Raw genomic sequence first — 17,629 nt, 5'->3', positions numbered from 1 at the left:
GGATCAGGTCAAGATTAAAAAAAGAGGGAACGAAAAAATGAGAATGAACAGACTCTTCCGAACCGCAACTGCCCTGTCGTTCACCGGCGCGGTTGCACTTCCGCTTCTGCCAGCCTTGGCACAGGACGATCTAGTGACTCGTGATCGTGTTGGTCTGGCGGACGCAGAGAATTCGCTGACGTTTCGCCTGACGGCTTACGATCTCTACAGCGCTGATCCTGCGACCGCTGAAGGCTTCGTGGAGCTCTTCACCACCTTCATCAATGAACATCCGGGTTGGCGCATCGACACGCAGCTGCAGACCGGCAACCTCAATGAGGAGCAGGCGCGGATCCTGGAGCAGGCGCAGGCCGGTCGTGGGCCGGATTGTGCGATGATCGATTCCGCTCAACTGGCAACTTTCAAGAATGCCGGCGTGCTCGCGCCGATGACCGACTACTTCACCCAGGCCGAAATCGACGATCTCTTTCCTTACGTTCGCGAAGCCGTGACCGACGACAACGGCGACATCGTCGCCCTGTGGTGGTTCACCGATCTGCGTGTGCTCTACCGCAATGCCGGGGTCGTGCCGGATGCCCCGCAGACCTGGGAGGAAACACAGCAAGCCGCTCTCGACACGGTTGACGAGGGATACGAGGGACTGCTGTTCAATGGCGGACGTACTGAAGGCACAGCCTTCGACTGGCTGGCGTTTTTCTGGGCGCAGGGTGGGGAACTCGTTGATGAGACAGGCGCCCCGATATTCTATGAGGGCGAGAACCGCGAAAAGTTCCTGGCCGCTCTGCAGTTCTACGATGATCTGGTCGAGTCTGGCGCAGCGCCGCAGCGCGTGGCGACCATAACCACCTATGATGATATCACCGCCGCCGCCGCCGCCGGCACCACCGCAATGTTCATCGGCGGTAACTGGCAGTATGCACAACTGCAGACCACATTGCCGGTTGATCAGGCTGAGCAGTGGCAGGTTTCGGAATTGCCCGGACCGACGGCGGATCAACGCGCGACCGGCACCGGGGGCTGGGCGATAGCAGCGCTTTCGGATGATCCGGCGAAAGTGGAGATGTGCGCCGAGATCGCCAAGCTCTATGCAGGGCCGGGTAACGCCTTCCAGCGCTTGCTGCCGACATCAGCTGCTCTTTACGAAGAGTACGATGAGTTTGCGGGACCAGAATTCGATGTGTTCGCGGCAGCTCTCGAGAATGGTCAGGCACGGCCAGGCGTCGCCAGCTACCCCGAAATTTCGAACCAGATCCAGATACTTCTGGGTGAGGTGCTGTCGCAGTCGAAAGAGCCGGAACAGGCGCTTGATGATGCGGCAGCCGCGCTCGAGGTGGGGTCCGACAGCTAGCAGATCCATCTGCGCCCGGGCCGCAAATGGTCCGGGCGTCCATCTTTTCCTTCCAAGACCCCATAAATGCCGAAACCTATTGCCCAGGCGCTTAGCCGGCGGACCGCAACGACACCCGAGGCGTCCTCCATCCCGTACTGGGCGTGGCTGCTTCCGGTCATGCTCGTTATCGGGGCGTTCTACATCTATCCGATCATCGATGCACTGCGGCTTGCCTTCACTGACGCAACGCTGACAGGAGGGGCCGAAAGCTACACCGTCCGCTCCCTGCAGCGCGTCCTGAGCAATCCTGCGCTGCCCACCATTCTGTCGAACACGGCAATCTTCACCGCAGCCAGCGTCGTTGGTCAGCAATTGCTGGGCCTGTCGGTGGCTCTCCTCGTTGTTCGAGGAGAGCGGCATCACCTTCCGGGAATGCTTGTGCTGCGCACCATCGTCCTCGCCGCCTGGGTCGTGCCAGGCATAGCCAATGGCGTCATCTGGTCGATGCTGTTTTCCGAGTCGCCTTTCGGCGCGATCAATGGGGTGCTGCGCCTGCTGGAGCTGCCGACGGTTGCATGGCTGTCGAATCCCGCCAACGCCATGCTCTCTGCAATCATTGCCAATGTCTGGCAGGGCACGGCGTTTTCCATGATCGTGCTCTATGCCGCACTCAAGAGCGTCGACCCCAGCCTTTACGAGGCCGCCGCTGTTGACGGTGCACCGGCATGGGAGCGGTTCTGGTTCATCACCCTGCCGCAACTAAAGGCTGCGATCCTGGTGAACTCGATCCTCATCACCATCCAGACCCTCAATACGTTCGATGCCATTCTCGCCCTTACCGGCGGTGGTCCTGGCCGCGCCACCGAAGTGCTGTCCTTGTTCGCCTACAACACGGTGTTCTACCAGTTCGATCTCGCCGGCGGCAGCGCGTTGTCCATCCTGCTGCTGCTCATATCGTTGGTCCTTGCGGCGCTGTACATGCTGTTCATGCCGAAAAGGGATATGTGATGGTCTCCCGTGGAGGCATTCTCGCCAACGTCGCCACCTATGCCGCGGCTGTCCTCATCGCCGCATTTTTTCTTGTGCCGTTGACCTGGCTCGTCTCCCTCGCGCTTCGGACGCCGCAAGAGATCTTCTTTGGCGCATCACGCTTCATCCCGGAAAACCCCACGCTCGATAATTTTGGCCAGGTGCTGAGAGATCGCGGTTTTCTCAATTACCTTTGGAATGCGCTCAAGCTTTCAGGTTTGGGGGCGCTGGGTTCGGTCATCGTCGCAGCTCCGGCCGCCTACGCGTTCTCGCGCTTCGACTTCAGGGGTCGAGGGGTGATGATGATGGCTATTCTGGCGGTTCAGATGGTTTCCGGCCTCGTCATCCTGATCCCCCTCTACAGATATATGGGCTGGCTGGGGCTTCTCGAAACGCATGTCGGAGTGATCGCAATCTATATCGCCATCGGTCTGCCGATAACGGTCTGGTTGCTCAAGACCGCCTTCGATGGTGTCCCGATCGTTCTCGAGGAAGCGGCAGCCATTGATGGCTATGGCCACTTCGAGACATTCTTGCGGATTACGTTGCCACTGGCGTCCCCAGGCATGGCTTCGGCTTTGATCCTCAACATGATCTTGAACTGGTCTCAGTTTCTCGTGCCGTTCATCATGCTCAGCCGTGATGCGCAGTGGCCGATCTCGGTGGCCATCTATAATTATGCCGGCAGCACCACGGCCAGCACCACGCATCTGCTGGCCGCCGCATGTCTGATCACGATATTGCCGGCAATCCTCGCATTTCTATTGTTGCAGCGCGCAATTGTTTCAGCGCTCACCGCCGGCGCCATCAAGGGTTAGCGGCGCTTGCCGATTTGCCCGCGCGTCGGCTGAACAGAACCAGGATGCCGGGCAGGCTCGCCGCAAGAATGACGAGCCCGAACACGAGGCTCGCAGCCAATCCTGCAGCGGCGCTAAGCCCGACTAACGGAAAAAGAGCCGCCGCGGCGCCTTCGCGGTAACCCCACCCGGAGATGGTCGCTGGTATCAGCATTGCACTCAGGATCAACGGGATCACCACAATCACCGCTTCCAGCGACAGGCCCGAGCCTGTGGCGCGCGCAGCGAAAGCAAATCCGGCGAGGTTCAGCCCGACAATGACCACTCCGAGCAGCATCTGTTTTGGGAGAACTGCGGGGTCGAAAATTGAAATCTTGAGAGCTGCTCCGAAATTCCTGATCTTGGAAATACGCCGGCGCCCAAACCAGGCAACGGTCCCTGCGATGACGACTGCCGTCAAAGCGCCAAGAGTAATCTGTATCGCGGACTGAGACCATTCAATCCCCCCCGGCACCAGCAGGAAAACGAGAACGCCCACGGCGAGTGTTGCAAACAGCATCACCTGTCCGGCCAAACGCTCAATGATCACGGCCTGCGCAGCCTTGGAAAAGCCGGCGCTGTGACGTGAGCGCACCGCACGCGAGGCGTCACCAACGACGCCGCCCGGAACGCTCTGGTTCACCAGTTGCGCGAGGTAGTACTCCGCCACCGCCCAGCGTAACGTGAAGCTCTGGCCAAGCCGGTCAGCCACCCATTTCCAGCGAAGCGCAGATGCAAGTATCTGCAGATTTGCTGCTACCAACGCCCACACAACCCAGGGCCAGTCGATATTGCCAAGACGTGACAATGCGTCTTCCGCATCCGCAAGGGTCCAGATCACGCCGATAAGGACGATCGGCACCAGCATCCGCACAAGCGCCGGCCAAGCGCGCTTCAAAAGAGCTCCGCCTGAAATCGTCACGGTGAAGCCGTTTCCACCGTTTGCGTGGTGAACGCATCAAGAAACCGGTCTCGAAACGACTCCATCGGCCAAGGCATCAACGTCGGAGCCTGGTATGAGACCCTCGGTCCATTGCCAGTCGTCGGTGGCATTGATGAGGTCCTCGGGGCCGACAATATGGATTGGGATGTCATAGCCCTCGATGCCGGCAACCATAATTGTTGGCGGGTGGTCACCGAGGATGATGGTAAGCCGATCCTTGCTTTGTGGGCTGCGTGCGACGTAGTCGAAGATTGTCTCGAGAGAATAGTCGATCGAGAGCCTGTACTGGTCGCGGATGCGGTCTGGGTCCCGCCAGACGACAGACGGGGGATCACCCGATTTTGCCACGGCGTTGAAGACGGTGCCGTCACCAACCGCTTCCCACGCGATGAGCTCCGGTACGGGCACCCACGGAGCGTGCGAGGAGATCAGGGCGATCTGGGCGAACAGCGGCGATTGTTGGTCCTCAAAAAGACGGTCGAACGCTGTCAGCGTAAACTGGTCCGGCATCGTTACCCAGTTGAACGGCTCGCCACGATAGCCCAGATTCTTGGCGGGATAGACATGCTCGAAGCCGAGCAGGTCTGCTTCCGGCCAGGGCAGTGTAATCGCTGGCATGACGGCAGCCGTTTCGTAGCCGGCGGCGGCGGCGTAATCCCACAGCGTCTTGCGGCCACTGGCCAACATAGCGGTATAAAGCGCCTGGTTTGAGGTGCGCATGCCCGAAGCAAGCGTTCCATGGGCCAGCCAGCTCTGCCCGCCCGAAATGGGCGCGGTGAGCCACCCCGACCGCGCCTCTACACCGGCCTGCTCGAGCTTGCTTTCAGCAGTGCCCAACGTCGCGAGGTGCGTTTGCGAATACAGCGAATTATCGAAGCTCGCACGGCCATAGCTCTCAACGAAAACGAACACCGTATCGCGACCGCCTAATGCGTCGAGCGGCCGTTCGACGTCGGCAAACGGATCCTGTGCAGCGGCTTGACGAAACTCGCTCAACTGTGTGAACAGCCGATTATAGGTTGTGGTCCGCTCGAGGGCGACGCGCGCCGTGAAGGCCGCACCGGGCGGCTCGACGGGAAGAGTCCAGCGACCGCGCGCCTCTCCTATTTCAGCAACTGCAACGCCGGCGGCGATAACCGCTGCAAACCCGGCCAGCGCTCGAAACGACAGGGGTAGGGCAATATGCGCCCATTGGCCGGTCGCCCACCAGAGTGCCGCTGCGAGAACAAATGGCGCAATGATGGCTCCAACGACAACCAGACTCGTCTGCAGCGTCCCTATGGTGCCTGCCAGAAGGCGGATGCCCGCCTCGATCAAGTTGAGATCAACCAGCGGGTTGAATGGTCGATTGAACGCCGTGAAGAGCGCAACGTCCGCCGACTTTAGGACCGCCATGACAACGAGGAACGCGACCAGCAGCACGCGCACCGCGATAGTGAGGGCAGCGCGCGACGGCAGCGCGACGAGAAGCAGAATGATGACAGGCAGCTCAAGCGGGAACAGCAGCAGCGCCTGCCACGTCATCGCGCCCGGATGGTTCGGCTGGATCAGAACAAGATGCAGCAGGAGCGTCGCAAGCACGAGCCCCACAAGAGTGATCAGACTGCGCATCATGATTTGTGACGAGCCAGCCAGATGATGTCGACAAGGAATGACCAGACGACCATTGCGCTCACACACACTGCAACCCACCAGGAGGCGGGATGGGCCCCTAGCGGACTGGCAAGTCCTATGAGGGCCCCGACCTGAATCACGCACACCAACTTGCGCGAGAACCTCTCTGGCAGCTCAGCCATGAGCCAAGGCAGGACAAGGCCGGCGCCGATGAAAAGATACCGCGGCAAACCAAGGGCAAGGACCCATATTCCCGCCTTGCCGGCAAGAAAGACCATCACTGAAAGGATCAGCGCGAACGCTGAGTCCACCTCGATATCGAAGCGTGCCCCGTAAGCAGAACTCAGGCCTTGCCTTCGTGCAAAGAACCCGTCGAAGCCATCGAACACCAAAGCGACAAGAGCGAAGCTTGATATTACCCAGGCGCTGGTCGGGTCTCGCAGAAGCGGTGGAGAAAACAGCGTGGCGACGAGAGCCATGATCATGGCAAGCCGCAACAGCGTTATCAGATTTGCCGTGCCGACTCTATCGTAGGCGTAGAACCGGTTCGCAAGAACGACGACCGCGACGGTGGCGCAGACATACAGTGCCGTAGCAATAGCGGTGCCGGTGGCAGTCGTATCGAGCAAGGTCGCGAACGGCCAGAGAACCGCCATGCCGATGACGGCAGCGGCAACGGCCATCCTCCCGGCCACTGGACGCAAGTCCTTGAGATCAAAGCTTGTTGCAAGTTCGGGTTCTGTATGGCCCAATCGATTCTCACGCATAAAGGACAAGTTCGCTAATCTGCAGAACTGCCAACAAAATGTCATAACACATATCGGTTGCTACGCGATGGGAGCCAGAACAGTTCAATGACAAAGCCAAGCGCTCTGAGCTATCGCCCGGTCGCAATCATATTGCACTGGTTGGTTGCCCTTTTCGTCATCTCGACCGTTCCGGCGGGCATCATCATGCTTGAGGAGGGGTTGGCGCGATCGGTGCAGGATCGGCTTTTCATCTTTCACAAGAATATCGGGGTGGTCATTTTCCTGCTGGTCATCGCTCGTATCGTATTCCGTGCGTTTAACCCGCCGCCGCCGCTGCCGTCATCAATCCCGGTCTTGCAGCGGCATGTAGCATCGGCCACCCACATTGGGTTGTATGGGCTTCTGCTGATCATGACGATATCCGGATATGTCTATGTGATTGCCGGGGGCTTTCCCATTGAAGGTCTGGACGCAATTGGCGTTCCGCATCTCGTCCCTGAGGACGAGGGCTTGTCGAAGAGTGCCCTATCCATTCATCTTGCCGCACGCTTTGTGCTGATCGCGCTGGTTTTCGCCCATGTGGGCGCTGCGCTCTATCACTGGCTCATACGCCGGGATGGTGTCTTCGAACGTATGGCGCCGATGCTGCGACGGTCCTCCCAGCGCTAGAGCCGTATGTCGCCCCAAAGCGGACGATGGTCGGATGCGCGCCTCAGCCGGGGACTATCGAGGACGCGTGTCGCCCGAACCGTGCCCGGTGCGTCAATCAGTATCCTGTCGAGAGGCAAGATCGGGCGAGCGACCGGAAAGGTTGCCCGACTTGGTCCAGTCAAGCGCGTACCGACCAGCCCACGGGAAAAGGCGAGGCCGGACCACGGTCTCCAGTCGTTAATGTCGCCGACAAACAGTGTCGGCATCCGGGGCCGGCGCATGATGAACTGGCCGAAGGTGCGCATCTGGGCGATGCGCAACAGTTCAAGCCTTGAAAGATGCGCTGTGGCGATACGCATCGGCGTTCCGCGCCATAGCGTCTCGAGGATGACCGCGCCCCGGTGCCAATGACCCGGTAAATCGACCACAGCACGATGGGTGATCTCGATTTCGGGATGGATGAACAGCACCGACCCAAAAAATCCGCATGACTGCGCACTTGTCCGCAGCACCGGATCGCTCTGGGGATGGGTCAGGCCGAGAGTGTCAGCAACATAGCTCGGATTGATAACCTGAGTGTGTGGCCTCAACTCCTCGTCGGCCTCCTGCAATGCCAGGACATGTGGTTCAAGAGGCGCGATATCCGTCTCGATCGCCTGATAAATGCGCTTTGCGTCCACCCCGGAACGGTCATTCGCACCCCGTCCGCGGTGTATATTCCAGGTAATGCAGCCAAATGCGGGCATGAGGGGCCGGTTGTCGTTCCTGTCTAGAAGTAAGCCGACTGGTGAGGCGAGCTACGCCTGTGGCTGATGGCGCCCGAACGGCCACTAGAAGTTCGGATTGTAGTTGAAATAGATGGGATTGGATAAGGCTACCATGTTTTCGCTGAGCGCCATCGAGTTTGGCACTTCGGCGAAGGGGACCTGTGGCCCCTCGATTTCGACGCGATAGTAGCTGCGCTTGCCAGCCTCAGGAGTATCGCAGAATTGCACCGACAGTGTCGTGCCATCGGTTAGGATGACACCGAATTCGCTGCGGTTCTTGATCACGCGGACCCGATAGGATGCGCCCCCAATGCCGCCACCGGCAAGACGGACCTCAAAGCTGACAGGGCGCCCGTTGGGAATGATATTGTCGCCCATCATCATTTCAAAGTGCCCGTCGCCCTCGGCATCGGCGTATAGCTCGACACGCGGATTGAGAGGGTTGGAACTGATCGAGGCGCGGCCCTGCTCGAGCGCCGCAAGTATCGCCGGCTTGGTGCGGGTCTCGGCAAAGACCCAGGTTGTGGGTGTGCCCGCGAGGCGCTGTGAGCTCAGCGCCATAAAACAGCAGCACCGCGTCCGAGCGATAGTCGGGATCGGCCCAGGCATGCTCCGCCGCCGCCCCATCCACGTGCACGTCATGATCGGTGATCGCGAGATAGTCGAACCCGTGCCGCTCGGCGAACGACGTGACAATCTTGCCGATAAGCCAAATGGCAATCCCGGCTACGGCGCTGCGGCTTGGAAAAGCTGCCTAGCCCTTCTCTCTCAACTGATCCACCGGACGCCGCGACATCGCGGACCATGTGGTCGCCGCCCCCGTCGCTGTGGTCACCACAATGATGGCGGCGGTGAACGCCGCCAGTTGCAGAGGTTGCGCCGCAAAATCGATATCGAGGAGAAAGCTTGCCGCAGCCCATGCCGCCGCGAGGGCGATGCCGCCTGCGAGCAATGCTGCTATCGCACCGAGAAAAGCGTACTCGACCAGGAACGCAAGCACGACATAGGTGCGGCGCGCCCCCAGCACCTTCATCACCACTGCATCCGCCTCCCTTTGCCTGCGCCCGACGCTCAACGCCCCGGCCAGCACCAGCATGCCGGTCAACACAGACGTCGCGCTGACCAGGAGCACGGCGTTGACCAGCCCGTTGAGCACACCCTGAACCTGGGCCAGTGCCTCACCCACGGGCACGAAGTTCAGCTGCGGAAGTGTGCGGATCAGAGTTGCCTCCACGGCCTGCGCTTCGCCCGCTGCCGCCTCGATCGTGCCAAAGAACGACTGCGGCGCGCTCTCGATCAGGCCGGGGGAAACGATGATACGGAAATTGAATGTGGGGCTGCGCCAATCGACCTCGCGGAAGTTGGCGATGGTCATCGTCAAGGGACGACCGGCAATCGAAATGGTGATCGTATTACCCGGCTCCAGCGCCAGGCTGTCGCGCATTTCTGCACTCAGCGAGGCGAGAGGCGGGCCATCATAGTCGTTTGCCCACCACTCCCCCTGGTCGATCAGCGTGCCCGCAGGCATCTCGCCCGCCCAGGTCAACGTCGTGTCCCCCTCGAACATGTCGGCAACCTCGCGCGGCAACGTCTCGCTCGATGGTGCCGGCCTTCCGTCCAGCTCGGTGATTGTTCCGCGCAGCAGCGGGGTAGACGTCAGCGTCGCGACTTGCGGTGTTTCTTCTGCGAACCTTTCAAGGGCGCTCAACCCCTCGCGATCCATATCGAGAACGATGAAGTCCGGAGCTTCAGCGCTGACCTCTGCGGTGATCTGAGAATTGATATTGGTCTGCGTCATGATGATGAGGAGCAGCAGCGACAGTCCCAGCCCCATCGACACCAGAACTGAGCGTGTCGGCGCCCCCGGTCGAATGATCGCCGAGACCGCGTGTCGCAACATCCGATTTTCCAGCGGTGGCATTTTCATCAGAGCGCGTCGCACAAGGTCTGCGGCTGCACGCAGCAAAGCAAAGGCGACAAGAGTTCCGGCAAAATAGATGGCGACAAGCTGCGGATCGTTGGCGATCCTCAATGTCAGCGCGAACAGCACGATGAGACCGGCCAGCAACGGGATGGCGGCGCCGGGCGTGAGCAGTCGGCGCCAGCCTATGGCGTCGAGGGCGCTGCTGGAGCCGGCGCGGAACAGAAGAGCTGGCCGTATCGCGCGTGCCTGGAGCAGTGGAACCCAGGTAAACAGCAAAGCGGTAAGCATTCCGATGGCGGCGGCGACCAGCATGGATTGGAGGTCGAGGACTGGTGGCAGATTGATGCCGATAAGGCCCGACAGCAGCGGCAGAAGCGACAGCGTGGCAGCGCCAACAATGATAAGCCCGCCAATTACGGCTATGAAGGACAAGGCAGCGATCTGCGTCAGAAAATGAAACTGCAAGCGGTCGCCCTTGGCTCCGAGGGCCCGCATGGTTGCGATGGCTCCCTGCCGCTCGCCAATATAGGCTGTTACGGCATTGGCAGCACCAAGACCGCCAACGACCATCGAGGAAAGGGCGACGAGGAGCAGGAAATTACCGAAAACCTCGATAGTGCGGGCGATTGCTGCCGTCGCCTCGCGCGGCGAGCGTATCTGCCAATCGCGCTGGACAAATTCCTCTTCGAGTTGAGCGCGCGCCGCCTCGAACGATAGGCCGTCGAGGAGCGCCTTGTAGCGAAACTGGTTGAGGACCCCTTGCTCGCGCAGCCCTGCGGGGCCGAGAGCGGCAGTCGAGATCAGCGCAGGTGCGCCCAGTTGAAAACCCGCTGTCGCCTGGTCCGGCAGCGCCTCAATGATGCCCCGCATCTGCAGTTCGAGGGTGCCGATGCGCACCGTGTCACCAATGCCGACCGCGAGCCGCATAGCTGCCTGACTTGAAAGCAACACACCGAATTGCCCATCTTGCGGCGCCAAGAGCTCGCCAACTTTTTCGGTTTCGCCGCTGGCTAGCGTCACCGAGCCGATCAGCGGGTAAGACTCGGTGACGGCCCGCAGAGATAGAAAAGCGTTCCTGTCACCGGCGCGCGCCTGCGTACTGAGCTGCACCTCCCGGCTGACGGAACCTAGGGTGTTGAGCGCTGCGATGACAGCTGGTTCGGCATCGCGTCCCTGGGTTTGCAACTCAAGGTCACCGCCAAGCAAGAGGCGCACATCGCGCGCAATGGCGGTTTCCACGCTGCTGCGAACCGCGCTGACGGTGCCGATTGCAGCGACACCCAAGGCGAGGCAGGCGATAAGAACGACAAATCGGCGCGCGCCACCGCGAAGGTCGATCAGCGAGACCCGCAGCCAACTCGTGAGCCAGTTCATGCGGACGTGCCATCCAGCTCGTGCAGTTCGCCCCGATCCATGCGCATCTGCCGATCGGCGCGGCGGGCGAGAGCGTCATCATGAGTGATCAAGAGTACCGCCATCGTATTCCGCTTTGCGAGACCAAACAGCAGTTCGATGGCTGACGCAGCAGTCTGCTGGTCGAGATTGCCGGTCGGCTCGTCCGCCAACAGCAGTTTGGGTCGCGTGACAATAGCCCGGGCGAGCCCGACGCGTTGCTGCTCTCCGCCGGACAGCGCGCTCGGCAAGTGGTCTTCCCGTTCTGAAAGACCAACCTCAGCCAGAGCCTGCCGGGCCCGCATGCGGATCTCGGAGAGCGGGAGGTCCGAGAAGGCGATCTCGAGCGCGAGCGCGACGTTTTCCAGCGCCGTCATCGACGGAATCAGGTGAAAGTTCTGGAAAAGGATGCCGATGGTGCCCCGGCGCACATCCGCGAGTTGATCCTCGTTCAATGCGCCAAGATCCGTACCACCGACAACAACAGTCCCGCTGGTGGCCTTTTCGAGGCCCGCCAGTACCATCAACAGGCTGGTCTTGCCGCTACCCGAAGGGCCTACAGCCGAAACCACCTCGCCCCGCGCTATCGAGAATGTGATGGACTTGAGGATATGAAGCACGTTCTCGCCTGACTTAAGACGCAGATCCATGTCCCGTATTTGCGCGATACTTTCAGTCATGAAACGGTGCCGGACCTTGAAATCACGAAATAAAGCCAACCCAGGTGCTGTTGTCCCAAGATGGCGGCGTCGCGTTTCTGGTGCAATGATGCTGATTGGCGCAGTCGCCGCAATGGCAGCTTCCGCTCCTGCTGCGGAGGCCGCTGAGGCAAAAGTGCTGCTATATGGCGACTCCCTGCTCGCCGGATATGGCCTCTCCGTCGAAAACGGGTTCATGGCTCAACTGCAATCTGCGCTCGATGCGCGTGGGATCGACGCGGAGCTGGTCAATGCCAGCGTGTCCGGCGATACCACAAGCGATGGCCTATCCCGGCTCGAGTGGAGCCTTGGCGTCGAGCCTGACGCCGTCATCCTCGGCCTCGGCGCCAACGACATGCTGCAAGGGCTCTCGCCGAGCCAAGCGCGCGAAAACCTCAACGCGATATTGTCGCGTCTTGATGAACGGAACCTCCCGGTTCTGCTGCTCGGCATGCGTGCCAATCGTGGCCTGGGGCCGGACTATGTGGAGAGTTTCGAAGCGATCTATCCCGATCTTGCCGCGCGCTACGACGCTCTTCTTTACCCGTTCTTCCTCGAGGGGGTGGCGCTCCAGACTTCACTGAATCAACCCGATGGACTTCACCCCAATGAGCGCGGCGTTGCGAGGATCGTCGAAAGCGTTCTGCCACTGGTCGAGGATCTCATAGAGCGGGCGAACCGGTAGACACGACGCCTGCGCCCAGTGCCGCCATAGCGCCGATGACCTGCTTCCAAAAACCTTCGCATCAGAATTGCATACGTATGCCATGTGTGTAACTCTTTGCCCTGCAACCTTGGCCCGTTCACCACGAACCGGGTCGAAAATTTCCTCTTGCCCGAAGCTCTTGTATGCTGGGGCGAGGCGAGCTCAGGCGGAGCTGGGATGAGCGAAGAGACAGATATGAAGAAATCCGAGACTGGTCGGGGAGCGCCTGCGGCCAACTCTGGCAGCCCTGCCAAAAAAGAGGGGCAGTTAACACCTGGGTCCGACGTGATGCAGGTCGAGCGTCACGATTTCACCGACCTGGTGCCGGAAAACCGGCCGCGCGTGCAGTCGATGAAGGGGTTCGATGAGTGCTACACCGATATCGTCGACTACATCATTCGATGTACGCACAAGATCTGGGATGAGCGTGACATCGGGCTAATCTATACCCACTACACGCATAACTGCGTGCTCTACGGCACGCTCGGCACCATGTATACGCGCGAGGAGGTCGTTCGCGATACCATCCAGCGTCTGGTCCAGTTGCCCGAACGGCGCGGCATGGGCACCCATGTGATCTGGAACGGCAACGATGAGGAGGGTTTTTACACCTCGCATCTCGTGACGGGAACTGGCCGGCACACCCAGTATGGCCAATACGGCGCGCCGACAGGCCGCACGTTCACTTCGCGCACCGTCGCCGACTGCATGATCTATCAGAACAAGATTTACCGCGAATGGGTGGTTACCGACACCATGGCGGTTCTCAAGCAGCTTGGAGTCGATCCGCACGGCTATGCCGAAAAGCTCGCAAAGATAAGCTTTGATAAGGGCCTGCTTGCTCTGGATATCGGCGAAAGCCGAATGATGATCGGCCAGTATCCGCCGAAAGACCTTGCCGATACGTCGATGGCGAACACCGATCTGGAAGCCGAGACAATCCAACTGCTGCACGATATCTACAACCGCAAGATGCTTGGTCGCATCAAGCAGATGTACGCGTCGAACGCCCAGTACCATGGGCCGCTGATGGCGGAGCTGTACGGGGAAGCCGCAATTACGCACCAGACGCTGGGTCTCATCGGCTCGATGCCCGACGCCAATTTCGAGGTGCAGCACATCTGCTCGACGCCTTGCGAAGAGGGTGGCACCAAGGTGGCCATTCGCTGGGTCATGGAGGGTCATCACCTCGGCTATGGCAATCTGATGGAGCTCGGCGATCCGACCGGCAAGCGGATCCAGCTGATGGGCATGACCCATCTGCACTTCAAGAACGGCAAGATCGTCGATGAATGGCGCGTCTTCGATCAGCTGGCGCCACTCGTGCAGGTCAAGCTGGCGCAGATGGCCGACCGTCCTTCTGCTTTGCCGGAACCGTCAGAACAGCCGGAGGGCTGACGCTCTCCATCAGCGCCAATTATTCAGCCCCGCGCAGATGGCTGCGCGGGGTTTTTGTATGTTGGGGCGTCGGGGCTAGCCAATTTTGCTGTGTGCGCTGAACTGGTTACGCCATGCCCGAAATGCCTGCATGTGCTTAAACCTTCAGCGCTTTTGTGCTCTGCCCACGTCTCGTTCAAAACTGTCATTTTGGGAATTGCAAACGTATGCAAAAATGGCTAGCGTTCTATGTGCAGATGAGAGAGCGGCCGGCATGGAATGACCGAGCGCCACGCACTGCGGGGATGGAATTCGGGTAACGGGTCGGTGCAAACGCGGCCCCACAGGAGAAGAACATGAAACATGTATTGAGCATGGCGGTGTCGTTTGGCGCGCTGTGCATTGCCACAGGCGCTGCTTACGCGGATTGCGGGATCGAGGCAGGCTCGGTCCGCATTCTGTCGAACGACTTTGAAGCGCTGCGTATCGTTGCCTCGGAAGCCGAGGAGTGCGCATCTGATACGGTGACGGTCACCAAGAACCAGACCGAAGAGCACAAGAACCTGCAGGTTCCCGCGCTCACCATTGACCCGGCCGAGTACACCATTGCGATGGTGGCCAACAATTCGCTGGTGCCGCTGCTCAATGACGACCTGGTGCAGCCAATGGATGACCTGGTTGAAAAATACGGCCAGGACCTGCTGCCCAACCAGTTGATCCGCATCGACGGCAAGGTCATGGCGATCGCGTTCATGGCGAATGCGCAGCATTTCTTTTATCGCAGCGATATCCTTGAAGAAGCCGGCCTTGAGCCGCCCACTTCCTATGAGGAAATTATCGAAGCCGCCAAGGTCATCCAGGACCAGGGTCTCATGGAGTACCCGCTGATCGCCTCCAACAAGGCCGGCTGGGACCTCGCTGCAGAGTTCGTGAACATGTATCTCGGCACTGGCGGCGAGTTCTTCGCTCCGGGCTCGGCTGAGATCGCGATCAACAATGAAGACGGCCTTCAGGTGCTCGCCACCATGAAGGAAATGACCGAGTACATGGATCCGGACTACATGACCTACTCGGCCAACGAGATGAAGGCCGACTGGGAAGCCGGCAGGGTTGCAATGATGACCGAGTGGGGTTCCCTCGCCGGCGCCACCATCGATGACGAAGGCTCGACGCCCGAGATCACCGGTGCAACGGTGCTGACTGCCGCACCAACTGTCGGCGGTGGCGATATTCCCGCTGTTGCGCTGTGGTGGGATGGCTTCGCCCTCGCCAAGAACATCTCCGATGAAGACGCAGAGGCCTCTTTCCAGGCGATGATGCACGGCATCCGCCCCGAAGTGGCTGAAATGTATCCTGAGGCAGCCACCTGGCTGATCAAGGGCTATGAGCCGGGCGCTGGCGCGGTTGGCGTCGTTGCAACAGCCAATGCCGGTGCGCGTCCTTATCCGATGTCGCCGTATATCGGCCTGCTGCACACCGCGCTCGGGTCCGAACTCGCAGAGTTCATGCAAGGCAATGAAAGCGCAGAAGATGCTCTGGCCGACGTCGAGGCGGCCTATACTGCCGCAGCGACCGAAGCCGGCTTTCTGAACTAGGCCGATTGTTTACTCACGTCCGGCGCGGAGCTTCCGCGCCGGCCCTCCTCACCCTTTTGTAGACACGGGAGAAGCCGCCGGTGCCGCACAAGACGTTTCTGGCCTTCATCCTGCCGGCTGTTATCGCGATGCTTCTGTTCATCGCCTTGCCGATCGTTTCGGTGATCGTGCAATCGCTCTATGTCGAGCATGAACAGGTTCTGGAGGAAGTCGAGAATTGCGGCCCGTTCGGGTGCACCACTGAGGTGCGCGTCGACGCCGAGGCGACGGCGGCGCTGAAGTCCGCAGATCCGCTGGGGCGCTTCAACGGTCTCGGAACCTTCTTCAATCGCAGCCATCTTGCTGTCAGCGAAATCGGTGTCATCCTCGCAGACAATGACGGCCTCGGCGATATCGCCGCGCGCATCTACAATCTTCCGTTCTATAAAGCCCTGCTGTTCACGCTCAGCTACACCTTCATCGTGACGCCGCTCGGCATGATCCTCGGGTTCCTGATCGCCCTCTCCGTCAATTCGGTGTCGCAGGTGCTCAAGGGCCCCGTCATCTTCTTCTCGTTGCTGCCGATGATCATCACGCCATTGATCGGTTCGCTGATCCTGTTTTGGATGATCAACTCGCAGGGCATTCTGGGTTCGGCCCTGCAGGCGCTCTTCAATGACCCGACCTTATCGCTCAAGGCGTCGACGCCTCTGACATGGCTCACATTATTCGTGTACGGCGTGTGGACCGCTGCGCCCTTTTCCTTCGTCGTTTTTTACGCGGGGCTGCAGACTGTGCCGGGCGATACGCTCGAATCCGCGATGATCGATGGGGCCTCGCGCTGGGAGCGCGTGCGCTATGTGATCATTCCGCATCTCGGGCCGCTTGCGACATTCGTGGCGCTGGTCCAGCTGATGGACAATTTCCGGGTGTTCGAGCCGATTGTCGGTTTTTCTGCTGAGGCGAATGCCACATCACTCAGCTGGCTTGTGTTCAATGATCTGCAAGGCGAGAGCACGCAGCTCTTCGGGTCTGCCGCCGCGACCTCGTTGTTGACCATTGCAGGGGTGATCGTTCTTCTCTCGCCAGTGCTCGTGCGCACATGGCGCGAATTCTCGAACAAGGCCTGAGGGGGCGCGCATGTCCGGAACATCAATGATAGCCCGCAGGCGCTCACGTACTCTCGCCACGGTCTCGACGCTGTTTCTGATCACATGGCTGATCGTTGCCGCATTCCCGTTCCTCTGGACGGTGTGGGGCTCGTTCAAGGTCGAGTCTGATTTCTTCTCCCGCGAGAGCTGGTTGAACGCGCTTTTCGGAGTCTACACCGAGATGCAGACCGGCGCGCCATTCACCGGGGATGGCTATTACGGCGCCTGGATCACGCGCGACTTTTGGCGAGCAGTCGTCAATACCGCCATCGTCACACTGTGTGTCACTGTAATCTCGCTGACTATTGGCACGCTCGGCGGCTATGCCCTCGCAAGGTCTGGGCATCGCTACGCTTTCTGGATCCTCATCGCAGCGCTGGTATTTCGCGCCATGCCGCATATCACGCTGGTCTCGGGCTACCTTCTGCCATTCTTTGAACTTAACATCTGGGGGCATCTGGCCACCTCGATTGTTGTCCTCGTCGCGATCAACCAGCCATTCACGCTGTGGATGCTGCACTCGTTCTTCCTGTCGATCCCCAAGGATCTCGACGAAAGCGCGATGGTGGACGGCTGCACGCGCTTTCAGGCGTTCCGCTGGGTCGTTATCCCGGTCATGTGGCCGGGCGTCATCACAACCGGGCTGTTCTCGTTCCTGCTCGCCTATAATGACTTTGCGGTCACGGCGATGCTGTTGAGCCAGGACAACCAGACCATGGTGCCAAAGATCTCGAGTTTCCTTGGCTCCATCCAGGAACAGGGCAATGTCATGTTCGCGGTTGCCGCGGTGGTTTCGGCCACAGCGCCGCTGTTTCTGCTCGTCATGTTCTTTCAACGTCAGATCGTCAGCGGCCTCACCGCCGGCGCGGTCAAGGGTTAGCGGAGGCC

The 17,629-nt window shown here is 60.1% G+C and carries 16 protein-coding genes; 9 read left to right on the top strand and 7 right to left on the bottom strand.

From position 1 onward, the window contains the following. The first annotated feature begins 43 nt into the window (after positions 1-43). The 3 genes from IE127_RS15765 to IE127_RS15755 all read left to right on the top strand — a co-directional run bounded on the left by IE127_RS15765 (position 44) and on the right by IE127_RS15755 (position 3,177). On the top strand, positions 44-1,348 hold the full coding sequence (locus IE127_RS15765; protein WP_189426654.1) for an extracellular solute-binding protein: 1,305 nt from the start codon (positions 44-46) through the stop codon (positions 1,346-1,348). 66 nt (positions 1,349-1,414) lie between these two features. Beyond that, the gene (locus tag IE127_RS15760) at positions 1,415-2,338 is read left to right on the top strand and encodes a carbohydrate ABC transporter permease (protein ID WP_189426653.1); all 924 of its coding nucleotides are present in this window, start codon (positions 1,415-1,417) and stop codon (positions 2,336-2,338) included. Continuing rightward, positions 2,338-3,177 (top strand): carbohydrate ABC transporter permease, encoded by an 840-nt coding sequence (locus tag IE127_RS15755; RefSeq protein WP_189426652.1) that lies wholly within the window; start codon positions 2,338-2,340, stop codon positions 3,175-3,177. The genes IE127_RS15760 and IE127_RS15755 overlap by 1 nt, the downstream gene beginning before the upstream one ends. Here the strand turns inward: IE127_RS15755 and IE127_RS15750 are convergent. Genes IE127_RS15750 through IE127_RS15740 form a run of 3 tightly spaced genes read right to left on the bottom strand, consistent with a single transcriptional unit; the run spans position 3,167 to position 6,504 of the window. Continuing rightward, positions 3,167-4,093, bottom strand: coding sequence for a lysylphosphatidylglycerol synthase transmembrane domain-containing protein (locus IE127_RS15750; RefSeq protein ID WP_189426651.1), 927 nt, complete (start codon positions 4,091-4,093; stop codon positions 3,167-3,169). The two genes, IE127_RS15755 and IE127_RS15750, sit on opposite strands and share 11 nt — an antisense overlap. A 60-nt stretch (positions 4,094-4,153) precedes the next feature. Then, positions 4,154-5,752, bottom strand: coding sequence for a sulfatase-like hydrolase/transferase (locus IE127_RS15745; protein ID WP_210310518.1), 1,599 nt, complete (start codon positions 5,750-5,752; stop codon positions 4,154-4,156). Continuing rightward, positions 5,749-6,504 carry a CDP-alcohol phosphatidyltransferase family protein gene (locus IE127_RS15740; RefSeq protein WP_189426650.1) on the bottom strand — a complete coding sequence of 252 codons (756 nt, stop codon included), beginning with the start codon at positions 6,502-6,504 and terminating at the stop codon, positions 5,749-5,751. The genes IE127_RS15745 and IE127_RS15740 overlap by 4 nt, the downstream gene beginning before the upstream one ends. 102 nt (positions 6,505-6,606) lie before the next feature. Here IE127_RS15740 and IE127_RS15735 point away from each other — a divergent pair, with 102 nt between their 5' ends. Beyond that, the gene (locus IE127_RS15735) at positions 6,607-7,170 is read left to right on the top strand and encodes a cytochrome b (protein WP_189426649.1); all 564 of its coding nucleotides are present in this window, start codon (positions 6,607-6,609) and stop codon (positions 7,168-7,170) included. Here IE127_RS15735 and IE127_RS15730 read toward each other — a convergent pair. The 4 genes from IE127_RS15730 to IE127_RS15715 form a co-directional block, all read right to left on the bottom strand. After that, on the bottom strand, positions 7,167-7,898 hold the full coding sequence (locus IE127_RS15730; RefSeq protein WP_189426648.1) for an endonuclease/exonuclease/phosphatase family protein: 732 nt from the start codon (positions 7,896-7,898) through the stop codon (positions 7,167-7,169). The two genes, IE127_RS15735 and IE127_RS15730, sit on opposite strands and share 4 nt — an antisense overlap. 84 nt (positions 7,899-7,982) lie before the next feature. Then, a complete protein-coding gene (locus IE127_RS15725) occupies positions 7,983-8,480 on the bottom strand; it encodes a CehA/McbA family metallohydrolase domain-containing protein (RefSeq protein ID WP_189426647.1) in 498 nt (165 codons plus the stop codon). A gap of 193 nt (positions 8,481-8,673) precedes the next feature. Further along, positions 8,674-11,217, bottom strand: coding sequence for an ABC transporter permease (locus tag IE127_RS15720; RefSeq protein ID WP_189426646.1), 2,544 nt, complete (start codon positions 11,215-11,217; stop codon positions 8,674-8,676). Next, positions 11,214-11,915 carry an ABC transporter ATP-binding protein gene (locus IE127_RS15715; RefSeq protein ID WP_189426645.1) on the bottom strand — a complete coding sequence of 234 codons (702 nt, stop codon included), beginning with the start codon at positions 11,913-11,915 and terminating at the stop codon, positions 11,214-11,216. Before IE127_RS15715 ends, IE127_RS15720 begins: the two co-directional genes overlap by 4 nt. 112 nt (positions 11,916-12,027) lie before the next feature. Between IE127_RS15715 and IE127_RS15710 the strand changes: the two genes are divergently transcribed. The 5 genes from IE127_RS15710 to IE127_RS15690 all read left to right on the top strand — a co-directional run bounded on the left by IE127_RS15710 (position 12,028) and on the right by IE127_RS15690 (position 17,621). Further along, a complete protein-coding gene (locus tag IE127_RS15710; RefSeq protein WP_210310516.1) occupies positions 12,028-12,618 on the top strand; it encodes an arylesterase in 591 nt (196 codons plus the stop codon). A gap of 198 nt (positions 12,619-12,816) precedes the next feature. Then, entirely contained in the window at positions 12,817-14,037 is a 1,221-nt protein-coding gene (locus IE127_RS15705) for a nuclear transport factor 2 family protein (RefSeq protein WP_244640235.1), read from the top strand. Positions 14,038-14,372: 335 nt separating this feature from the next. Next, the gene (locus tag IE127_RS15700; RefSeq protein ID WP_244640234.1) at positions 14,373-15,611 is read left to right on the top strand and encodes an ABC transporter substrate-binding protein; all 1,239 of its coding nucleotides are present in this window, start codon (positions 14,373-14,375) and stop codon (positions 15,609-15,611) included. 80 nt (positions 15,612-15,691) lie between these two features. After that, positions 15,692-16,720, top strand: a complete 1,029-nt coding sequence (locus IE127_RS15695; protein WP_189426643.1) for a carbohydrate ABC transporter permease — start codon at positions 15,692-15,694, stop codon at positions 16,718-16,720. A 10-nt stretch (positions 16,721-16,730) separates the two neighbouring features. Next, on the top strand, positions 16,731-17,621 hold the full coding sequence (locus IE127_RS15690) for a carbohydrate ABC transporter permease (RefSeq protein WP_244640231.1): 891 nt from the start codon (positions 16,731-16,733) through the stop codon (positions 17,619-17,621). Positions 17,622-17,629 lie beyond the last annotated feature (8 nt).

Source organism: Devosia pacifica (genome assembly GCF_014652635.1).
Classification (GTDB): Bacteria; Pseudomonadota; Alphaproteobacteria; order Rhizobiales; family Devosiaceae; genus Devosia; species Devosia pacifica.
This window is presented reverse-complemented; position numbering and strand designations above follow the sequence as displayed.

Bases quoted from the DNA above. Each gene is read 5' to 3' on its own strand.
- IE127_RS15710 (WP_210310516.1), top strand. From the start codon at position 12,028: ATGGCAGCTTCCGCTCCTGCTGCGGAGGCCGCTGAGGCAAAAGTGCTG.
- IE127_RS15690 (WP_244640231.1), top strand. From the start codon at position 16,731: ATGTCCGGAACATCAATGATAGCCCGCAGGCGCTCACGTACTCTCGCC.
- IE127_RS15720 (WP_189426646.1), bottom strand. From the start codon at position 11,217: ATGAACTGGCTCACGAGTTGGCTGCGGGTCTCGCTGATCGACCTTCGC.
- IE127_RS15705 (WP_244640235.1), top strand. From the start codon at position 12,817: ATGAGCGAAGAGACAGATATGAAGAAATCCGAGACTGGTCGGGGAGCG.
- IE127_RS15735 (WP_189426649.1), top strand. From the start codon at position 6,607: ATGACAAAGCCAAGCGCTCTGAGCTATCGCCCGGTCGCAATCATATTG.
- IE127_RS15700 (WP_244640234.1), top strand. From the start codon at position 14,373: ATGAAACATGTATTGAGCATGGCGGTGTCGTTTGGCGCGCTGTGCATT.
- IE127_RS15730 (WP_189426648.1), bottom strand. From the start codon at position 7,898: ATGCCCGCATTTGGCTGCATTACCTGGAATATACACCGCGGACGGGGT.
- IE127_RS15715 (WP_189426645.1), bottom strand. From the start codon at position 11,915: ATGACTGAAAGTATCGCGCAAATACGGGACATGGATCTGCGTCTTAAG.
- IE127_RS15760 (WP_189426653.1), top strand. From the start codon at position 1,415: ATGCCGAAACCTATTGCCCAGGCGCTTAGCCGGCGGACCGCAACGACA.
- IE127_RS15745 (WP_210310518.1), bottom strand. From the start codon at position 5,752: ATGATGCGCAGTCTGATCACTCTTGTGGGGCTCGTGCTTGCGACGCTC.
- IE127_RS15765 (WP_189426654.1), top strand. From the start codon at position 44: ATGAACAGACTCTTCCGAACCGCAACTGCCCTGTCGTTCACCGGCGCG.
- IE127_RS15725 (WP_189426647.1), bottom strand. From the start codon at position 8,480: ATGGCGCTGAGCTCACAGCGCCTCGCGGGCACACCCACAACCTGGGTC.
- IE127_RS15755 (WP_189426652.1), top strand. From the start codon at position 2,338: ATGGTCTCCCGTGGAGGCATTCTCGCCAACGTCGCCACCTATGCCGCG.